Origin of the sequence: Streptomyces sp. KPB2, from assembly GCF_003950055.1 — a bacterium.
Lineage (GTDB): Bacteria > Actinomycetota > Actinomycetes > Streptomycetales > Streptomycetaceae > Streptomyces > Streptomyces salinarius.
In genome coordinates, this window is sequence record NZ_CP034353.1 from 5,750,150 (window position 1) to 5,768,494 (window position 18,345).

Here is an 18,345-nt window from a genome sequence, read left to right on the forward strand (position 1 = left end):
TGCCGTACTCCTGTCAGAGGTTGCGGGAGATGGAGTTGTACTTCTCCATCACGTAGTAGAGCCCCATTCTCTTCTTGGCCTCCTCGTAGGCGACGTCGCCGGGACCCTGGTAGCGGCGCAGGACCTCGTAGATCTCCTGGTCCGTGTAGCCCAGGGTGGGCTGGCGCAGGGCCGGTGAGTCGTCGTCGCCGCCGGGCTTGCCGTCGATGTCCCAGCGGTGGATCAGCGCGACGCTGGTCAGGGCGTACGTCTCGCTGTCGTACGCCTGCTTCCACGCGTTGTACTTGTCCTCGTCCACCGACACGTCCCGGCGCGGCTGACCCGACCCGTACCCCTTGTCCAGCGCGTGGTTCCAGGCGCCGATGAGGGTGACGGCGCGCTGCTTGGCGATGCCGGTGGAGGTGTCCCGGATGTACTGCCGGGTGGTGTTGAAGGCCAGGATGACCGCGGCCCAGGCCGCCTCGTCGTCCGGGGAGATGTGCCGCATCTCCCAGTAGGCGGTGGTCTGGATCAGAGCCTTGCGCATGTTGTGCCGGTTCGACAGCTCCGTGATCAGGTCGTCGTGCGCGGTGACGGTGCGCTCGAAGCACTTCCAGTGCTGGTACGACCGCAGTCCCCCGTCGAGGGGGAAGCCGAGGGACTCCATGTACTTGCCGACGTCGGTCTCCATGGCCGTCGTGACGTCGGGGCTGAGACGGGTGTCGGGCTTGACGCCGCGCGGCGGGTCGAAGGACCCCTGACCGCTGTCCCGCCCGGAGGCGATGTTGACGTCGATGTTGATGGAACCGCTGCCGGAGCCGACGGTCTTGGTGACGATCTGGTCGTAGGCCCAGTTCGTGGGCAGCGGGTAACCGAAGTTGCCGGAGAACCCGGAGGACATGTCGGACACGAACGACGCCGAGGCGTGCCCGGCGTCGGACACGCGCGTGCACACGTTGCGCGGGCCGTAGACGCCGACCGTGTACCGGTTGCCGTCGTCGCGCATCGCGTCCTCGATGCCCTTGAAGTGCGGCAGGACGCTGTCGGTGACCTCGTAGTCGTACGCGTCGAAGTCGACGGCGAAGAAGATCCGGGTCCCGGACTTGAACCCGTGGTCGAGGGCGGCGTTGATCGCGGCCTGGCCCGCGGCGCGCCCCAGCGGATAGCTGAAGTCGCTCGCACCCCGGCCGAAGGTCTGGTAGATCGGGAAGCAGCGCATGCCCTCGTCGGCGATGGTCTGCAACTCCCCGGACTGGATCTCCTTCTCGGGCACCGTGCCGCCGCCCGGGACCGGGTTGGTGAGGTAGCGCCCCACGATGGTGATCCCCTCCGCCTTGAGGGCCTTGGCCCGGTCGGGGGTGATCCGGGTGACGCCGTCGCAGGCGGAGCCCTTGCGGTCCTGGTCGCCGTACGACACCAGCAGCGACGCCCAGGTGGAGAAGTCGCCCTGCCCCGTCACCGGCAGCTTGGCGAACGACTGGAACGAGCGGACGGCGTCGGCGAGCGCCGAGGTGAAGGTGCCGCTGAACGACACCGGCCGCGCGTTGAGCAGCATGCCCGCGGTGAAGAGCTGCACCCAGGTGCCGGACGACCCCACCGACAGCGTGTGCGCCTTGATCCCGGACTTGGTGCCCGGCCCGAAGTTGCCGTTGGCCACGCCGTCGGCCATACCGATCGTGTACTGCACCGCGTAGAGCATGGCCGTGGCGACGGTCCGGGAGTGGTGTCCGTCGCAGGGCACGATGTAGAAGTCCCGGCGGTTGACGAACTCGCCGTTCATCCACTGCTGGACGGCCCTGATCTGCTCGGAGCCGCCGTTGACGGTGACGTACGGGTCCATGTTCAGCAGGCCCTTGAAGACCTTCGGGACCACGTCACTTCCGGGGTAGGCGAAGTCGACACCCATGTCCGACTTCAGCGACAGCACCGAGGTCTGGACCCGCTCGCTGTACGTCCCGTCGATGCCGCCGCCGTCGTACCCCTTGCAGTACAGGCCGGCCTGCACGATCCGGACGATGTTCTCGGGGGCGCCCGAGGCGTGGATGTTCGGGTACTTCGACTGGAGCGTGGAAAGCGTCGTGGGGCCGAAGTTGTTCGACAGGCCGGAGATGCCCAGCTCGTACTGGAGCGCCCGGGTCAGGGCGTACATCACGGTCCAGCTCGTCTGGCCGTTCTCGTCGAGCCGCGATATGCCCAGCTTGGCGCCGTCGTCATACGTGGTGTTGATGAACTGCTGCGCTGCGCGCACCATCTCGTCAGCCATGGGCCGGCTTCCTCTCGGACGGAGGGCGCCGCCACCCGAGCCCGAGTGAGGCCGTGCTCGACCGGCGCGGGTCGGGCAGAGGTGGTGCGTGCCCGCCGCGGTCGTGTGTCAGGGGGTGACCTGTTGCGAGTGCCTAAGGCGCACACACTTTAGGCACACGAAGATCACACGGCCCAGGGTCCGGCTCATGGTTGGCGTAATTGCGCACGCCGACGCGTCACTTGTGGGTGGCGCGGGCCCAGCCGACGAAGGTGGTGAAGGCGGCGGGGGCCAGGGTGAGGATCGGCCCCGCCGGGGCTTTGGAGTCGCGGACGGCGACGGTGGCGGGCAGTTCGCCGACTTCGACGCAGTTGCCGCCCTGGTCGCTGCTGTAGCTGGACTTACGCCACTGGATCCCCGTCAGAGTCGCGTTGCTCTCCATAGCGTTCCTCCATCAAGCGCCGGATCAGCTCCGCCGACTCTCTGAGGGAGAGCGCGGACGCCTGGAGATGATCGTATCGGAGTGAGCAGTTCTTGACCGTGCTCGGGTTTGCGGTCGGATGCGCGCTGCCGTAGCCCTCGGTGTAGATGATGGGCGGGTCGCCCGCGAAGCGGTAGACGTCGAATGAGCCGGTGAGTCCCGCGTGTGCGCCCGCAGAATAGGGCAGGATCTGGACGTTGATGCGCGGGTTGGTTTCGAAGGCCAACAGGTGGGCCAGTTGCTCCCGCATGGTCTCCCGGCCGCCCATTTCCTGGTGCAGCGCGCACTCGCTGAGCACGGCCCAGAAGACCGGCGGTTCGTCCTTCTCGAAGATCTTCTGGCGTGCGATGCGCACCGATGTCCGGTCGTCGAGGTTGCTCTGGTCCAGCGCTCCGAGGACCGCACGCGCGTAGGCCTCGGTCTGGAGGAGACCGTGGACCATGTGCGTGTCGAACGAGTAGATCTCGGTGGCCCGGGCCTGCAACTCGGCCACCTGTTGGAACCAGGCCGGTACCTGACTGCGCATCACCAGGTCGACCAGCCGGGACAGTAGCCCGCCCGTCCCCAGCGCCGCGTCGACCCGTTCGCTGAACTCCGGCGTCGGCAGTTTCCGGGCCGTCTCGATCTGGCCGACCAGCGAGCCGGTGTAGTTGACGATGTCGCCGAGCTGCCGTTGGGTCAGCCCGGCGGCCTCCCGGTGGCGGCGCAGCTCGAAGCCGTAGTAGTCGAGTGGCGAGGCGCCCGGGTCAAGGACGTTGATGTGGGTCACGCAGAGCCCCTTTCGCGCACAACTCGGTCCACTGGGGCACCGGTTGTATCCGTTCCGTAGCCCACGGTAGTCGTCCGACGTCAGGCTCGTGCCGTGAACGAATACTTTCCCTCGGTCCTCGTGGGCCACCCCTTGGCGGACCGGTACCGGATGAGCTTCACCGCCGGCGCCCACTCGGCGGGGCACGTCCGCCGCATCGTCCGCTCGTACCTGCGCGAGTGGGACCTCGCCGAGTTGACCGACGCGGTGGAACTCGGCGTCACCGAACTGCTGGCCAACGTCGTACGCCATGTCCTGGACCGGCGCTGCACGTTGCTGTTGCTGCGGCAGGCGGGCGGGGTCCGCGTGGAGGTGGCCGACGGGAGCCCTCGGCAGCCCGTGCCGTCCGCGTGGGTGAGCGGCGACGCGGAGGGCGGCCGGGGGCTGGTGCTGCTGGAGGCGGTGGCCGACAAGTGGGGTGTGGGGCCGGGGCCCGGGGGTGGCAAGACCGTGTGGTTCGAGTGCGGGGCCGGCCGCGCACCGGCCTAGGTCAGGGACTCCTGTGTCGGTACGACGACCCCGTACATGTCGGCGACGGTGGCGAGGGCGCTGTGGTGCACCTGGCGGGCGTCGAGTTCGGTGTCCGCCACCGGCAGGGCGCGGGTGGCGCAGGCGTCGGCGACGACCGTGGGGCGGTTGCCGCGCAGGAAGGCACCCTGGGCGGTGAAGGTCACGCACATGTGCGTCATGAAGCCGACGACGACGAGGTCGTTGTTGCCGGCCGCGTCGACGTGCTCACCGAGGTCGGTGCCGTAGAAGGAGTCCGGCGCCTTCTTGGTGACGACGGGCTCGCCGTCGACCGGCGCGACGCTGGGGTGGATCTGCCCGCTCTCGGCCCCGAGGTCGTACGGGGAGCCCTCGCCGCCGTCGTGGACGACGTGGATCACCTTGGCGCCCTCCCGGCGGGCGCGGGCGAGCAGCCGGGCGCCCGCGTCGAGCGCGGCCTGCCAGCCGTCGAGTTCCATCACACCGGTCGTGTAGGTGTTCTGGTAGTCGACGAGGACGAGGGTGGAGTCGGCGAGCTTGGCGGGGGTGTCGTCGAGTCCGCTGAGGCGGCGCAAGGTGGTCCTGGGCACGGTGGCTCCTTGAATCCGAGGGTGACGGTCGTTGACCTGCTCCTACGACGCTAGGCCCGCCCGATGATGTCGGCAATGTCGTCTAACCTGCAGATACCGACATGGCCGTGCGACCCCTCGGGAGGGACCGTGAACTCCGTCGGACGACTGATCGTCGTCGTGCTCTTCGAGGGCGTCGACCTGCTCGACGTCACCGGGCCGCCGGAGGTGTTCTCCCTCGCGCGGCGCGAGACGGAGGACGCGGCGGGCTACGAGGTGCTGCTCGCCGCCGCGACCACCGGCCCGGTCACCACCGCCGCCGGTGTCCGGGTCCTGCCCGACGTCACCTTCGACGACCTGTCCGGGCGGCGCATCGACACGCTGCTCGTGCCCGGCGCGGTCGAGGTGGACGGCCGACGTCGGGTGCGGGCGCTCACCGACCCCGTCGTGGTGGAGTGGGTGGGGCGGCTCGCGGCACGGACCCGGCGGGTCGCCTCCGTCTGCGTCGGAGCGCATGTCCTCGCCGCCGCCGGGTTGCTCGACGGCAAGCGCGCCACCACGCACTGGTCGACCGCGCGGCAGCTCGCCGACGAGCATCCGGCGGTCGAGGTCGACGCCGATCCGATCTTCATCCGCGACGGTGACGTGTGGACCGGTGCGGGCATCAGCTCGTGCCTCGACCTCTCCCTCGCCCTGGTCGCCGACGACCTCGGTGAGGCGGTGGCGCTGCGGGTGGCCCGGCAGCTCGTGATGTACCTGAAACGGCCCAGCGGGCAGAGCCAGTTCAGCGTGCCGCTGGAGCAGGTCGCCACGACCCGGCGGGTCGAGGACCTCCGCCACCACATCATGCGCCACATCGCCGAACCGCTCACCGTCGCCGACCTCGCGGCCCACGCCCACGTCAGTGACCGGCAGCTCACCCGGATCTTCAAGACCGAACTCGGCACGACCCCGTACGCGTACGTCGAGTCGGCGCGCGTGGAAGTGGCCCGCCAGCAGCTGGAATCCACCGACGCCACCCTGGAACGCGTCGCCGCCACCTGCGGTTTCGGCACCGTCGACACCCTGGTCAGGGCCTTCCGGCGCAGACTGGACACGACACCGACCGAGTACCGCCGCCGCTTCCGGACCGCCGTGGGCACCCACAGCTAGGGCGGCTTCGCGCGGCGCGCCACCACAGGAGGGTGGGGACGGCGCTCAGCGTCATACCGGACGCGCCGATCCACAGGGTCCCGGTCGCGCCGAACGCGGCACCGGACGCCCCGCCCAGGAGCCCGCCGAGCGGAACACCGCCCGAGGAGACGAACCGGGCCGTCGCCGCCATCCGGCCCAGGAGCCGGTCGGGGGTGAGGGACTGCTGAAGGCTCGACTGGGCCACCAAGCGGACGACGCCGCCCAGGGAGAGCGCGGCAAGTCCGACGGCACCGGCGTACAGGGTCCAGCCGGGGCGGGCCAGCGGCATGAGCACAGGTTCGGGGTGGACCTCCGGTCGTTTCCGGTCGTTTCCGGGATGCCGGAAAGCTGCTGCACCAGCCGAAAGCTGATGCAGGAGCAAGCCCGTCGAGCGGCCTCCGGCGGGCGTATACGTCGACGTATACTGCGGGCATGAGTGATGCGATGATCCGGGTCCCGGCCGAGGTGCGAGACCGGTTGGCAGTGATCGCGGAGGCGCAGGGGACGTCCATTCGATCCCTGGTGCAGGAGTTCGCGGAGTCGACGCTGACGGACGAAGAGCGTCGGGAGCGCGCTGAGCGCACGCGCGCCTACCTGGCCGAGAACTTCGGGGTCGAGGTGGACGACGAAGAGAGCGCGCTGATGGGACGCAGGCTCCGGGAGGCCTTCGCCCGGCAGCAGAGTGATACCGCATGATCCTGCACCACCTGGTCCTCGACACGCCCACGCTCGTGGCGCTGTCGGGTAATCGGCAGGTTTCCGCTCTCATCCACCGGGCGAACTTCGAGACGGAGACCCGTTTATGGGTGCCGGCCCTTTCCGTTCTGGAGGCGGAGAGCGAGCTTCTCGGCATCGCCGAGCACGTCGGACAGTTGGACGTGATGCACACCGTCGATCTTGACTACCCGGCAGTGCTCGCGATCGCGCAGCTGAGTCGCGACGGCGTGCCGCCAGGGATCGGCGCGGCGATCCACGCGGCTCGGCACCTGCCCGAGTGGGGCGCGGACGCGCTGATCGCCACGGTGGCTCCGAAGGCGTACGAGGGGCGCGGTCTTCCCGTACTGGACCTGAACCGCTGACGGCAGGTCAGTACCAGCCGTTGGCCTGCCAGAAGCTCCAGGCGTCGCAGGCGCTGCCGTAGCGGTCCTTCATGTAGTCCAGGCCCCACTCGATCTGGGTGGCCGCGTTGGTCTTCCAGTCGTCGCCCGCCGAGGCCATCTTCGAGCCCGGCAGGGCCTGGACCAGGCCGTACGCGCCGCTGGAGGCGTTGGTGGCGTGGATGTCCCAGTCGCTCTCGTGGTCGACGATCTTCGAGAAGCACTGGAACTCGGCCGAGTCACCGATCATCTTCTTCGCGGTCGCCTGCGCCGAGGAGGCCGGCGTCGCGGCCTGGGCGGGCCCGGCGGCGATCAGTGAGCCGCAGGTGGCCGCGGCCAGGGCGGCACCCGCGAGGGCCTTCTTCGGGGTGGCGACGGAACGGAGGAGGGAAGCGGCGGTCAACGGAGGGCCTTTCTTCGGGGACAGGGGCGTCGGCGCACACCGGCCCGGCATGCGTCGGCGCCGCTGCCCGGGAGGGCGTCGGCGCCTGGCGACCGGTTCAGAGAAGCAGGCGGGTCGGTCGTCCGCAATCGTCCCTTTTGCTAAGCGGGGTCGTAGGTGGAGCGTGCGTGTGCCGACCCGGCAGCGGCGTGGCCCGTACGCCGACCGGCCGTCGTCTACGACCCCGCTTCGTAGGTGAGGCGGCTCACGTGGGGCGGCTCACCTCGTCGCCCTTCTCGAACGTGACCGGCGTCTCGAAGGCCGCCCTGCGGGTCGCGCGGCGCAGCGCCTTCAGGAGCGGGGTGCCGAGGGCGAGGGTCAGGACGACCGTCATGGCCGCGCGGCCCCCGTCCCAGCCCAGCGACGTGGCCAGGCAGTAGGCGAGGAAGTGGGCCAGGTTCGCGGGGAGCGACGCGTCCGGGTCGAAGGCGATGTTCGAGGCGAGGGTGTTCATGAAGGTCCAGCCCGCGAGGTTCATCACCGTGCCGTAGGCGAAGGCCGCCAGGAAGCCGTACGCCGCCAGCATCAGCAGCTCCGCGCGGCCGCGCAGACGGTCGGGGCCCGGCAGCAGGCCCGCGCCCATCGTGAACCAGCCCATCGCCAGCATCTGGAACGGCATCCACGGCCCCACCCCGCCCGTGAGCAGCGCGGACGCGAACATCGTGACCGAGCCGAGCACGAAGCCGAAGCCCGGGCCGAGGACACGGCCGCTGAGGACCATGAGGAAGAACATCGGCTCCAGGCCGGCCGTCCCCGCGCCGATGGGGCGCAGGGCCGCACCCGCCGCCGCCAGTACGCCGAGCATCGCCACGGCCTTCGGCCCGAGGCCCGACTCCGAGATCGTCGCCGCCACCACCGCCACCAGCAGCACCAGCACGCCCGCGAACAGCCACGGCGCGTCCTGCGCGTGCGCGTTCAGCGAGGCGTCCGGCGGGGCCAGGAAGGGCCAGCCGAAGCCCGCCACGCCCACCGCGCTGACCAGCACGAGGGCGGCGACCGAGCGGGGGCCGAGGCGCACGGCGCGGACCTGGCGCTGGGGAGCGGGGCCGCCGGTCATGACAGGGCCTCCCGCACCTGGGCCACGGTGAGCCACTTCCGCGGCGCCAGCACCTTGGCGACCTGCGGGGCGTAGGACGGGGAGGCCACCACCACGTCCGCCGCCGGGCCGTCGGCGATCACCTCGCCCTCGGCGAGCAGCATGACGCGATGGGCCAGCTCGGCGGCCAGTTCCACGTCGTGCGTGGCCAGCACGATCGCGTGGCCCTCGGCGGCCAGGCCGCGCAGGATGCCGGCCAGGCGGGCCTTCGCCGCGTAGTCCAGGCCGCGCGTCGGCTCGTCCAGGAGGAGGAGCGGCGGGCGGGCGGTCAGGACGACGGACAGCGCGAGGGTCAGGCGCTGGCCCTCCGACAGGTCCCGGGGGTGGGTGTCGTCCGTGACGCCGGGGAGCAGGTCGGTGAGGAGGGCGCGGCAGGTGCCGGGGGTCGCGTCCGCGTCCCGGTCGGCGGCCGCGCACTCGGCGGCGACCGTGTCGGCGTACAGCAGGTCGCGGGGCTCCTGCGGGACCAGGCCGACCCGGCGTACGAGGTCACGGGGGGCCGTGCGGTGCGGTACGGCGTCGCCGGTGCGGACCGAACCGGCGGACGGTGCGACGAGGCCGACCAGTGCGGAGAGCAGGGTGGACTTTCCGGCGCCGTTGCGGCCCATCAGGGCGACGGTCTCGCCGGGGGAGACGGTCAGGTCGACGTGGCGCAGGGCCTGGACGCGGTCTCGGCGCACGGCCAGGGAGCGGACCTCGGCGGCGTACGGGGTGGGGGCCGCGGGCGCCTGCGGAGGCGTCCTGCGACGGCGCCAACGGCGGGCGGGGGCGGGCCGGAGGGCGGGGGGCTCCGGGAGCGCGGCCGTCGTCGGCGGCGGAGTGCGGTCCGGGATTTCCTGGTCGGCCAGGCGCTCGCGCAGGGGCGCGGCCCGGCGACGGGCGTCCCGGATCGTCAGCGGCAGCGGGGACCAGCCCGCCAGCCTGCCCAGGTCCACCACCGGCGGGTACACCGGGGAGACGGCCATCACGTCCGCCGGGGCGCCGATGAGCGGTGCCTCGCCGGGGGCCGGGAGCAGGACGACCTGGTCGGCGTACTGGATGACCCGCTCCAGGCGGTGCTCGGCCATCAGGACCGTCGTACCGAGGTCGTGGACCAGGCGCTGGAGGACCGCCAGGACCTCTTCGGCGGCGGCGGGGTCCAGGGCGGAGGTCGGCTCGTCCAGGACCAGGACGTCGGGGTGCGGGGTGAGGACCGAGCCGATGGCGACCCGCTGCTGCTGGCCGCCGGAGAGCGTGGCGATGGGGCGGGAGCGCAGGTCGGACAGGCCCAGCAGGTCCAGGGTCTCCTCGACGCGGCGGCGCATCACGTCCGGGGCCAGGCCCAACGACTCCATGCCGTAGGCCAGTTCGTCCTCGACGGTGTCCGTCACGAAGTGGGACAGCGGGTCCTGCCCGACCGTGCCGACCACGTCGGCGAGTTCGCGCGGCTTGTGGGTGCGGGTGTCGCGGCCGGCCACGGTGACCCGGCCGCGCAGGGTGCCGCCGGTGAAGTGCGGGACGAGGCCGCCGACCGCGCCGAGGACGGTGGACTTGCCGACGCCGGAAGGCCCGGCGAGCAGGACGAGTTCGCCCTCCGGGACCTCGAAGTCCACGTCCCGGACGGTGGGTTCGCTCGCGCCGTCGTAGGTGACCGACACGTCCTCGAAGCGGATCACGACGGCTCCTTCACGGCGGTCTTCGGGGCGGGATCGGGGGCGGGGGCGACGAACGCCGGGAGCAGGCCGAGGAGTACGGCCGCCGCCGGCCAGAGGGGAAGGGTGGGCGCGGTCAGCGGGACCACGCCCGGGTGCAGCGCCGCCGGGTCGCGGGCGGCGGCGAGGAACAGGAACGCGGCGACCGCCACGCCGGAGGCGGTGACCAGCCAGGCGTGGGCGTCCCAGCGGTCCGGGCGGTAGCGGGTGCGGACCGTCCGCCGTCCGCCGAGCCACAGGCCCCCGAACGCGGCGGCGACGCCGGCCAGGAGCACGGGGATGCCGTACGTGCCGCCCGCGGCGGTCAGCAGCCCGTACGTCCCGGCGCAGATGCCGAGCAGTCCGCCGAGGGTGAGGGCGGCGGTGGTACGGCGTACGGGGGCCGGGACCCGGGCGGTACGGCCGTAGCCGCGGGCATCCATCGCGGCGGCGAGGGCGACGGAGCGTTCCAGGGCGCCCTCCAGGACGGGGAGTCCCACCTGGAGCAGGCCGCGTACGCCCTTGTCGTGGCGGCCGCGCAGACGGCGGGCGGCGCGCAGGCGCTGTACGTCGGCGATGAGGTTCGGCGCGAAGGTGAGGGCCACGACGACGGCCACGCCCATCTCGTACAGGGCGCCCGGGAGGGACTTGAGGAGGCGGGAGGGGTTGGCGAGGGCGTTCGCGGCGCCGACGCAGATGAGGAGGGTGGCCAGCTTCATCGCGTCGTACAGCGCGAAGGTGAGGCCCTCCGCGGTGACCCGGCCGCCGAGGCGGACGCCCTGCGCCCAGTCGGGGAGGGGAACTTCGGGGAGGGTGACGAGGGTGTGGGTGCCGGGGATGGGCGAGCCGAGGAGGGTGGTGAAGAGGAGGCGGATGAGGAGGACGGCGAGGGCGAGTTTGACGAAGGCGCCGTAGGAGCGGGACCAGGGGGCGTGGGGGCGGCGGGTGATGACGACGTAGGCGGAGACCGTGACGAGGAGGGCGAGGAGGAGGGGGTTGGTGGTGCGGGTGGCGGCGGTGCCGAGGGCTAGCGCCCAGAGCCACCAGGCGCCGGGGTGGAGCGGTGCGGTGCGTTGGTGGCGCGCGGGGGTGGGGGCGCTTGCCGGCGCTGACAGGGTGCCGCCTGCGCCCACCCGTGCCGCCCCAGCGGCACGACTGCCCGCAGCTACGGCGGCTTGGCGACTGCCCGCAGGGGGTGCGGTCTCAGCGGGCTGCATTCCTGCGCCGCCTTGACTGCCAGGTTGCCGCGGCGGCCAGGGCTGCCACGACGGCGATGCCCGCGTAGAGGCCGATCGACGGGCCGTTGTCGTCGCCCCCGTCCTCCGTGGCCTTCGGGGCGGCCGAGACGCTGGAGTCCTCCTTCTGCGAGACCTGCTCCCCGCAGCCCGACTTCGGGTAGCCCGCGATCGCGCAGAGCAGGGCGTTGGTGTTGTAGCGGAGGGGGCCGGCGACGGCGGCGAGGGCGTCGGCCGTCGTGGCGTCGGGGGAGACCTGGGCGCAGGCAGTGCGCGGGGCCGGCGGGGTCTCGCCGGAGGGGGCGTCGGGGGCCGTGCCGAAGTCGAGGACCAGGGCCACCCGCTTGCGGCCCTCCTCGGCCGGTGTCGTGGCGCAGATCGACGCGAAGTCCGCCGTGCCGCGCGGCTGGGCCGCGTCGCCCGAGTTCTCGCTCACCGCGAAGCGGAAGCCCTGGACGTCGCCGTCGGAGGGGCGGGTCATGGACGGGCCCTGGGTGGCGTAGACCCACGTGCCGCCGTCGCGGTCCCAGAAGGACCAGTAGCGGTACCCGGCGGCCTGCGCCTGGCCCGCGGTCCCGATCAGGAGGAACGCGGCCAGGAAGAGGAGGACGAGGCGGCGGGGGGTCACGGCTGCTGCTTCTTGTTGCGGTTGCTCAGCAGGAAGCCGATGCCGATGCCGAAGACCAGGCAGACGCCGACGAACCACCACACGCCGAAGGGGGAGTCGTCGTCCTTCTCCGCCCGGTCCTCGTCGCTAGCGGTGGCCGTGTCCTTGGCCGCCGTGCCCTGTGGAGCCGGTCCCGTGGCGTTCAGCTTCGCCACCAGGTCCGTGCCGCCGAAGTCGCGGGGGTCGGTGCCCGTGGCGTGGGCGGCGAAGATCAGCTGGGCGTAGGCGGCCGGGCCGCTCTCCGCGGCCCACTGGGCGGCGTTCTTCTCCAGCCAGGCCAGCGGCTCGGCGGCCCGGTCGGCGCCGCCCTGCGCGGCGAGCGCGACGACGGCGTCGGCGGTGTTGCCGTAGTCGGGCTGGTCGGCGGAGCCGCCGAGGGCGGAGACGAGGTGGCCGTCCTTGGCGAGCGCGTCGGCGAGGTACGCGGCGCCGTTGGCGGCGGCCTGCTCGCGGGTCGGCCGGTCCGCGTCGGAGCAGGTGGCCGCCTTGGACTTCGCACCGGACCCGGCCCCGGTGACCAGGCCCTTGCCGAGCGAGCCGAGGACACCGGCGGCGGTCGCGTCCGCGTTGGGGAGCAGCTTGCCGTCCTTGTCGGGCTGGAAGGCGAAGGCGCCCGCGCCCTTGTCCTTCGCGCAGGGCAGAGCGAACGTCAGCAGGGCGTCGTAAGGGGACTTGCCGCCCTTCTCCACGTCCTCGGGGTCGGTCTCCGTGGCCGTCAGGGCGCCGATGACGACGGAGGTGGAGTTGGCGTCGCTGGGGGTGCCGGGGCTGTAGCCCCAGCCGCCGTCCTCGTTCTGCACGGACTTCAGCCAGCCGAGGGCGTCCTCGACGACGTCGCCGTGCCCGCCGACGGCCCACAGGGCCTGGACGGCGGCGGCGGTGCTGTTGCTGTCGACCATGGTCTTCGCGTCGCAGGCCTTGGCCGGGTCGGCACGGAAGGGGGCGAAGGCGCCGTTGGCGCACTGCTGGTCCGTGAGCCACTTCACGGCCTTCGACGACGGGACGACGCCCGCCGTGTCCTGCGCGAGCAGCGCGAGGGACTGGCGCCAGACGCCGTCGTACTGGGGGTCGGTGGTCCCGTACAGCCCGGACGGCGCGGACGGGGACGCGGAGGCGGACGGCGACGGATCGGCGGCGACCGCGGGCGCGGTGGCGGCGCCGAGCACGGCTATGGCGGCCAGAGCCGCGGCGCTGCTGCGACGGCGGACGTTCATGATCGGCGGGTGCCTTTCCCTGTGCGGGCCCGGCAGCACGGGGCACCCCCGGCGGCTCGGCCCGTATGCCTCGACGGTGCCCGTGCACCGGCGGGCGCCGGGCACGTGAGCCGGTCACATCCGTCCGGGGCAGTCCGGCTCACCGCCCGCGAGCCCCAGGGGTCTCGGACGGTTCACGGTTGCGGGTCAGCGCCGGAATTGCACCGGCTTCCCCCCGTACGGGTGATGACGACGCCGCCACTTTACCCGCCCACGCAGCCCGGGCCGAGGGGCGGCCGGGCGGGAGAGGCGGCCAGGGGGATACCTTCCGGGCATGGGGATGGGGAGACTGATCGGGGCGGGCCGTACGGCCGACGTCTACGAGGCCGGTGCGGGGTGGGTGCTGCGGCGCGACCGGGACGGCATCGGGGATGCGGTGGCCGAGGGCGCGGTGATGGAGCACGTGCGGGCACACGGTTACCCGGTGCCGCGGGTGCGGCCCGGGGGTCCCGACGCGCCGCGTACGGACCTGATCATGGAGCGGCTGTCCGGGCCGACGATGCTGCGGGCCTGCCTGGACGGGGCGTTGACGCCCCGGGACGCGGGCGGCACGCTCGCCCGGTTGCTGCGGCTGCTGCACGAAGTGCCCGCGTACCGCTCCACGGAGCCGGGCGCGCGCGTCCTCCACCTCGACCTGCACCCGGACAACGTGATCCTCACCACCGACGGGCCCCGGGTGATCGACTGGTCCAACGCCGAGGAGGGCGCACCCGGGCTGGACTGGGGCACCTCCGCGGTGATCCTCGCCCAGGTGGCGGCCGATGGCGGCCCGATGGGCGAGCCCGCCGGGGTCATGCTGGCCGCGCTGCTCGCCGACCCCTCCGCCCTCACGCCGGAGGGGCTCGCCGAGGCGCTGCGGCGACGCGCGGCCAACCCGACCATGAGCCGGGACGAGGTGGCCGTACTGCCCGCGGCCGAAGAGCTGATCCGCTCCCACCTGCGCTGAACGGCGGCCCTCAGGGGCGCGGCGTTCCCTCACCGGCGCCGGTCGTGGCCGTTCCGGGTTCCGTCAGGTCGATCAGGCGGCAGACCGTTTCGATGTCGACGCGTACCTGGGCGAGGGAGGTGCGGCCGGCGAGCCAGGTGATCAGGGTGGAGAGCCAGGTGTGTTCGATGACGCGGACGGTCGACTGCTGCTCCGGGGACGGGTCGGCCAGGCCGCCCATCGCGTCCAGGATGATCGCGGTGGTCTGCCGGGAGACCTGGTCGACCTCCGGGGAGACGCTGCGGTCGGCGAAGGTCAGGGCGCGGGCCATCGCCTCGGCCAGCCGGGGCTCGCGCTGCAGGGCGCCGAAGGCGCGCATCAGGGTCTGGGCCACCCGGTCCGCCGCCGTCTCGCCGGTCGGCGGGCTCTTGCGCAGGGTGGCGTGCAGCCGCTCCAACTGGTCGTGCATCGTGGCGACGAGCAGGTGGACCTTGGAGGGGAAGTAGCGGTACAGGGTGCCGAGGGCGACCTGCGAGGTCTCCGCGACCTCGCGCATCTGGACCGCCTCGAAGCCGCCCCGGCAGGCCAGTTGCGCCGTCGCGCGCAGGATGCGGGCGCGGCGCTCCCGCTGCCGCTCGGTGAGGGGCGGGGCGGCGGCACGGTGGGCCGGGCCGTCCGGCAGCTCCGGCTCCGTCGCCGGGTCGTCCGCCTCGGTCACCTTCTCCCCCTCTCGCCCGCTTCCGGCGCGATCGGCCGTGGTCCGCCCGGATCCGTCCGGGACCTCGCCGTGGTCCGTCCGGATCCGTCCGGGATCCCGTCGTGATCCGCCCGAGGTCCGCCGGGATCCCGCCGTGGCGCGAATCACCTGATCCACTCGTCACAGCCCGGCTACCTGCCGGTAGATTCGGAGCCTCTGACGATCAAGTCTGAAACTTGTTCTAGATTAACCTCCCGACGTAGTGTCGCGGGACAGCGCAGTGAGAAGGGGGCCCAGAGTGACCGCCGAGGCCAGTCGGACGGGTCCCCGTCCGGAGTCCGCAGCCGACGGCTTGCCACCGCTGCGCATCGCACTCCTCACCTACAAGGGGAACCCGTTCTGCGGCGGTCAGGGCGTCTACGTTCGCCACCTCTCCCGCGAACTGGCCCGCCTGGGCCACCGCGTCGAGGTCATCGGCGCCCAGCCCTACCCCGTGCTCGACGTCCTCGACGGGCGGGAGGACCGGCTGTCCCTCACCGAGCTGCCCAGCCTCGACCTCTACCGCCAGCCCGACCCCTTCCGCACGCCGAAGCGCGACGAGTACCGCGACTGGATCGACGCGCTCGAGGTCGGCACCATGTGGACCGGCGGTTTCCCCGAGCCCCTGACGTTCTCGCTGCGCGCCCGGAGGCATCTGCGGGCCCGCCGCGGGGACTTCGACGTCGTGCACGACAACCAGACGCTCGGGTACGGGCTGCTGGGGGACGTGGGCGCGCCGCTCGTCACCACCATCCATCATCCGATCACCGTCGACCGGCAGCTGGAGCTGGACGCCGCCGACAGCCGCAAGCGCCGGTACTCGGTGCGCCGTTGGTACGCCTTCACCCGGATGCAGAAGCGCGTCGCGCGCCGCCTGCCCTCCGTGCTCACCGTCTCCGGCACCTCCCGCCAGGAGATCGTCGACCACCTCGGCGTCCGGGACGACCGCATCCACGTCGTCCACATCGGCGCCGACACCGACCTGTTCTCGCCCGACCCGTCAGTGCCCAGGGTGCCGGGCCGGATCGTGACCACGTCCAGCGCGGACGTGCCGCTCAAGGGCCTGGTCTTCCTCGTCGAGGCGCTCGCGAAGGCGCGCACCGAGCACCCCCGGGCCCACCTCGTCGTCGTCGGCAAGCGGCCCGCCGAGGGGCCCGTCGCGCAGGCGATCGAGCGGTACGGCCTCGAAGGCGCCGTCGAGTTCGTCAAGGGCATCTCCGACGCCGAACTGGTCGACCTCGTACGGTCGGCGGAGGTCGCGTGCGTGCCCTCGCTGTACGAGGGGTTCTCGCTGCCCGCCGCCGAGGCCATGGCCACCGGCACCGCACTGCTCGCCACCACCGGCGGCGCCGTACCGGAGGTCGCCGGACCCGACGGGGAGACCTGCCTCGCCGTGCCGCCCGGCGACGCGGACGCGCTGGCCGCCGGACTGAACCGGCTCCTCGGCGAGCGCGAACTGCGGGCCCGGCTCGGCGCGGCCGGACGCGAACGGGTGCTGAAGCACTTCACCTGGGCCCGCGCCGCCGAGGGCACCGTCGCCCGCTACCGCGCGGCCATCGGCCACCGTCCCGCCGCCACGGCCACCCAGGAGGCCGCGCCCGCGACCCCGACCCCCAGTGACACCGGCGTCTATCCCGAAAGCAGGGCCACGTGCTGACCGTCGACTTCTCCCGGTTCCCGCTCGCCCCGGGCGACCGCGTCCTGGACCTCGGCTGCGGCGCCGGCCGGCACGCGTTCGAGTGCTACCGGCGCGGGGCCCAGGTCGTCGCGCTGGACCAGAACGCCGAGGAAATCCGCGAGGTCGCCAAGTGGTTCGCGGCGATGAAGGAGGCCGGCGAGGCCCCGGCCGGTGCCACCGCCACCGCCATGGAGGGCGACGCGCTGGCCCTGCCCTTCCCCGACGAGTCCTTCGACGTCGTCATCATCTCCGAGGTGATGGAGCACATCCACGACGACAAGGGCGTCCTCGCCGAGATGGTCCGCGTCCTCAGGCCCGGCGGCCGCATCGCCATCACGGTGCCGCGCTACGGCCCCGAGAAGGTCTGCTGGACCCTCTCCGACGCCTACCACGAGGTCGAGGGCGGCCACATCCGCATCTACAAGGCCGACCAGCTCCTCACCCGCATCCGCGAGGCCGGCCTCAAGCCGTACGGCACCCACCACGCGCACGCCCTGCACTCCCCGTACTGGTGGCTGAAGTGCGCGTTCGGCGTCGACAACGACAAGGCGCTGCCGGTGCGGGCGTACCACAAGCTGCTGGTGTGGGACATCATGAAGAAGCCGCTGGCGACCCGGGTCGCCGAGCAGGCGCTCAACCCGCTGATCGGCAAGAGCTTCGTCGCCTACGCCACCAAGCCGCACCTGCCGCCGGTGGACGCCGCGTGACCTCGCCCCGCACCCCCGGCACGCCCCGCACCGAACACCTCGTCCTGCCCGGCGTCCTCACCGAGGCCGAGGCCGCCGCGACCGTCCGCGGCATCCTCGCCGTCCAGCGCGAGGACGGGGCGATCCCGTGGTTCCGCGGACACCACCTCGACCCGTGGGACCACGTCGAGGCAGCGATGGCCCTGGACACGGCCGACGAGCACGAGGCCGCCGAGCGGGCGTACACGTGGCTGGCCCGGCACCAGAACCCGGACGGCTCCTGGTACGCCGCCTACGCCGACGGGGACTTCGCCGACGTCACCGACCGCGGTCGCGAGACCAACTTCGTCGCCTACGTCGCGGTCGGCGTCTGGCACCACTACCTCGCCACCGGCGACGACACCTTCCTCGACCGGATGTGGCCCGTCGTCCACGCGGCCGTCGAGTTCGTGCTGCGCCTCCAGCAGCCCGGCGGACAGATCGGCTGGCGCCGCGACGACGACGGAACGGACACCAAGGACGCGCTGCTGACCGGCAGTTCCTCCGTCCACCACGCCCTGCGCTGCGCGCTCGCCATCGCCGAGCAGCGCGAAGAGCCGCAGCCCGACTGGGAGTTGGCGGCCGGTGCGCTGCGGCACGCCATCCGCCGGCACCCGGAGCGGTTCCTGGACAAGGGGCGCTACTCGATGGACTGGTACTACCCGGTCCTCGGCGGCGCGCTGACCGGCACGGAGGCCAGGTCCCGCCTCAAGGAGAGCTGGGACCGCTTCGTGGTCCCGGACCTCGGCGTGCGCTGCGTCGTCCCCAACCCGTGGGTGACCGGCGGCGAGTCGGCCGAACTCGCGCTCGCCCTGTGGGCGGTGGGCGAGTCCGACCACGCCCTGGAGATCCTCCAGTCCATCCAGCACCTGCGGGATGCGGACAGCGGCCTGTACTGGACGGGCTACGTCTTCGAGGACGACGCGATCTGGCCCCGCGAACTGACCACCTGGACGGCCGGGTCGCTGCTCCTCGCCGTCGCCGCGCTCGGCGGCCACGAGGCCACCTGCCAGGTCTTCGCGGGCGACCGGCTGCCCAGGGGACTGGACCCGGACTGCTGCGTCTGAGCGGGCGGACCGGCGG

Annotated in this window: 19 protein-coding genes and 1 riboswitch; of the genes, 8 read left to right on the plus strand and 11 right to left on the minus strand. The window is 72.5% G+C overall.

Translation table 11 applies throughout. The features are described 5' to 3' along the window. Nucleotides 1-13: 13 nt before the first annotated feature. The 3 genes from D1J63_RS25830 to D1J63_RS25840 form a co-directional block, all read right to left on the minus strand. Nucleotides 14-2,242, minus strand: coding sequence for a glycoside hydrolase domain-containing protein (locus D1J63_RS25830; RefSeq protein WP_102932420.1), 2,229 nt, complete (start codon nucleotides 2,240-2,242; stop codon nucleotides 14-16). A gap of 217 nt (nucleotides 2,243-2,459) precedes the next feature. Further along, nucleotides 2,460-2,663, minus strand: a complete 204-nt coding sequence (locus D1J63_RS25835) for a DUF397 domain-containing protein (RefSeq protein ID WP_125632053.1) — start codon at nucleotides 2,661-2,663, stop codon at nucleotides 2,460-2,462. Then, nucleotides 2,623-3,471 carry a helix-turn-helix transcriptional regulator gene (locus tag D1J63_RS25840; RefSeq protein WP_125632055.1) on the minus strand — a complete coding sequence of 283 codons (849 nt, stop codon included), beginning with the start codon at nucleotides 3,469-3,471 and terminating at the stop codon, nucleotides 2,623-2,625. The genes D1J63_RS25835 and D1J63_RS25840 overlap by 41 nt, the downstream gene beginning before the upstream one ends. Nucleotides 3,472-3,564: 93 nt before the next feature. On the opposite strand from D1J63_RS25840, the gene D1J63_RS25845 reads away from it, so the two are divergent. Beyond that, nucleotides 3,565-3,999, plus strand: coding sequence for an ATP-binding protein (locus D1J63_RS25845; RefSeq protein WP_125632057.1), 435 nt, complete (start codon nucleotides 3,565-3,567; stop codon nucleotides 3,997-3,999). Here D1J63_RS25845 and D1J63_RS25850 read toward each other — a convergent pair. Then, the gene (locus D1J63_RS25850) at nucleotides 3,996-4,586 is read right to left on the minus strand and encodes a cysteine hydrolase family protein (RefSeq protein ID WP_125632059.1); all 591 of its coding nucleotides are present in this window, start codon (nucleotides 4,584-4,586) and stop codon (nucleotides 3,996-3,998) included. The two genes, D1J63_RS25845 and D1J63_RS25850, sit on opposite strands and share 4 nt — an antisense overlap. A gap of 129 nt (nucleotides 4,587-4,715) precedes the next feature. On the opposite strand from D1J63_RS25850, the gene D1J63_RS25855 reads away from it, so the two are divergent. The 3 genes from D1J63_RS25855 (at nucleotide 4,716) to D1J63_RS25870 (ending at nucleotide 6,817) form a co-directional block, all read left to right on the plus strand. Further along, entirely contained in the window at nucleotides 4,716-5,717 is a 1,002-nt protein-coding gene (locus D1J63_RS25855; protein WP_164712976.1) for a DJ-1/PfpI family protein, read from the plus strand. 453 nt (nucleotides 5,718-6,170) lie between these two features. Then, entirely contained in the window at nucleotides 6,171-6,434 is a 264-nt protein-coding gene (locus D1J63_RS25865; protein ID WP_125632061.1) for a hypothetical protein, read from the plus strand. After that, nucleotides 6,431-6,817 (plus strand): hypothetical protein, encoded by a 387-nt coding sequence (locus tag D1J63_RS25870; protein ID WP_125632063.1) that lies wholly within the window; start codon nucleotides 6,431-6,433, stop codon nucleotides 6,815-6,817. The genes D1J63_RS25865 and D1J63_RS25870 overlap by 4 nt, the downstream gene beginning before the upstream one ends. 7 nt (nucleotides 6,818-6,824) lie before the next feature. Here D1J63_RS25870 and D1J63_RS25875 read toward each other — a convergent pair whose 3' ends face one another. The 6 genes from D1J63_RS25875 to D1J63_RS37590 form a co-directional block, all read right to left on the minus strand. Beyond that, nucleotides 6,825-7,238 carry a transglycosylase SLT domain-containing protein gene (locus D1J63_RS25875; protein ID WP_164712977.1) on the minus strand — a complete coding sequence of 138 codons (414 nt, stop codon included), beginning with the start codon at nucleotides 7,236-7,238 and terminating at the stop codon, nucleotides 6,825-6,827. 244 nt (nucleotides 7,239-7,482) lie between these two features. After that, nucleotides 7,483-8,334, minus strand: coding sequence for an ECF transporter S component (locus D1J63_RS25880; RefSeq protein ID WP_125632065.1), 852 nt, complete (start codon nucleotides 8,332-8,334; stop codon nucleotides 7,483-7,485). Further along, the gene (locus D1J63_RS25885) at nucleotides 8,331-10,028 is read right to left on the minus strand and encodes an ABC transporter ATP-binding protein (RefSeq protein WP_125632068.1); all 1,698 of its coding nucleotides are present in this window, start codon (nucleotides 10,026-10,028) and stop codon (nucleotides 8,331-8,333) included. Before D1J63_RS25885 ends, D1J63_RS25880 begins: the two co-directional genes overlap by 4 nt. Continuing rightward, complete coding sequence (locus tag D1J63_RS25890; protein ID WP_125632070.1) at nucleotides 10,025-11,176, minus strand: energy-coupling factor transporter transmembrane component T; 1,152 nt, start codon at nucleotides 11,174-11,176, stop codon at nucleotides 10,025-10,027. Before D1J63_RS25890 ends, D1J63_RS25885 begins: the two co-directional genes overlap by 4 nt. Nucleotides 11,177-11,246: 70 nt before the next feature. Continuing rightward, nucleotides 11,247-11,906, minus strand: a complete 660-nt coding sequence (locus tag D1J63_RS25895) for an SCO2322 family protein (RefSeq protein ID WP_125632072.1) — start codon at nucleotides 11,904-11,906, stop codon at nucleotides 11,247-11,249. Further along, complete coding sequence (locus D1J63_RS37590; protein WP_125632074.1) at nucleotides 11,903-13,159, minus strand: prenyltransferase/squalene oxidase repeat-containing protein; 1,257 nt, start codon at nucleotides 13,157-13,159, stop codon at nucleotides 11,903-11,905. Before D1J63_RS37590 ends, D1J63_RS25895 begins: the two co-directional genes overlap by 4 nt. Before the next feature lie 127 nt (nucleotides 13,160-13,286). Further along, a riboswitch (cobalamin riboswitch) is annotated at nucleotides 13,287-13,373 on the minus strand. Nucleotides 13,374-13,472: 99 nt separating this feature from the next. Here D1J63_RS37590 and D1J63_RS25905 point away from each other — a divergent pair. Beyond that, nucleotides 13,473-14,144 carry a phosphotransferase gene (locus tag D1J63_RS25905; RefSeq protein ID WP_125632076.1) on the plus strand — a complete coding sequence of 224 codons (672 nt, stop codon included), beginning with the start codon at nucleotides 13,473-13,475 and terminating at the stop codon, nucleotides 14,142-14,144. Between the two features lie 10 nt (nucleotides 14,145-14,154). On the opposite strand, the gene D1J63_RS25910 is transcribed toward D1J63_RS25905, so the two are convergent. Beyond that, on the minus strand, nucleotides 14,155-14,805 hold the full coding sequence (locus tag D1J63_RS25910; RefSeq protein ID WP_125635818.1) for a TetR family transcriptional regulator: 651 nt from the start codon (nucleotides 14,803-14,805) through the stop codon (nucleotides 14,155-14,157). A 313-nt stretch (nucleotides 14,806-15,118) separates the two neighbouring features. Here D1J63_RS25910 and D1J63_RS25915 point away from each other — a divergent pair, with 313 nt between their 5' ends. From D1J63_RS25915 to D1J63_RS25925, 3 genes are read left to right on the plus strand one after another with little or no spacing between them, the layout of a single operon-like run. Then, entirely contained in the window at nucleotides 15,119-16,516 is a 1,398-nt protein-coding gene (locus D1J63_RS25915; protein ID WP_125632078.1) for a glycosyltransferase family 4 protein, read from the plus strand. Next, nucleotides 16,510-17,244, plus strand: coding sequence for a class I SAM-dependent methyltransferase (locus D1J63_RS25920; protein WP_102932211.1), 735 nt, complete (start codon nucleotides 16,510-16,512; stop codon nucleotides 17,242-17,244). Before D1J63_RS25915 ends, D1J63_RS25920 begins: the two co-directional genes overlap by 7 nt. Continuing rightward, a complete protein-coding gene (locus D1J63_RS25925; RefSeq protein ID WP_125632080.1) occupies nucleotides 17,241-18,329 on the plus strand; it encodes a prenyltransferase/squalene oxidase repeat-containing protein in 1,089 nt (362 codons plus the stop codon). Before D1J63_RS25920 ends, D1J63_RS25925 begins: the two co-directional genes overlap by 4 nt. Nucleotides 18,330-18,345 lie beyond the last annotated feature (16 nt).

Bases quoted from the DNA above. Each gene is read 5' to 3' on its own strand.
- D1J63_RS25905 (WP_125632076.1), top strand. From the start codon at position 13,473: ATGGGGATGGGGAGACTGATCGGGGCGGGCCGTACGGCCGACGTCTAC.
- D1J63_RS25865 (WP_125632061.1), top strand. From the start codon at position 6,171: ATGAGTGATGCGATGATCCGGGTCCCGGCCGAGGTGCGAGACCGGTTG.
- D1J63_RS25835 (WP_125632053.1), bottom strand. From the start codon at position 2,663: ATGGAGAGCAACGCGACTCTGACGGGGATCCAGTGGCGTAAGTCCAGC.
- D1J63_RS25830 (WP_102932420.1), bottom strand. From the start codon at position 2,242: ATGGCTGACGAGATGGTGCGCGCAGCGCAGCAGTTCATCAACACCACG.
- D1J63_RS25870 (WP_125632063.1), top strand. From the start codon at position 6,431: ATGATCCTGCACCACCTGGTCCTCGACACGCCCACGCTCGTGGCGCTG.
- D1J63_RS25880 (WP_125632065.1), bottom strand. From the start codon at position 8,334: ATGACCGGCGGCCCCGCTCCCCAGCGCCAGGTCCGCGCCGTGCGCCTC.
- D1J63_RS37590 (WP_125632074.1), bottom strand. From the start codon at position 13,159: ATGAACGTCCGCCGTCGCAGCAGCGCCGCGGCTCTGGCCGCCATAGCC.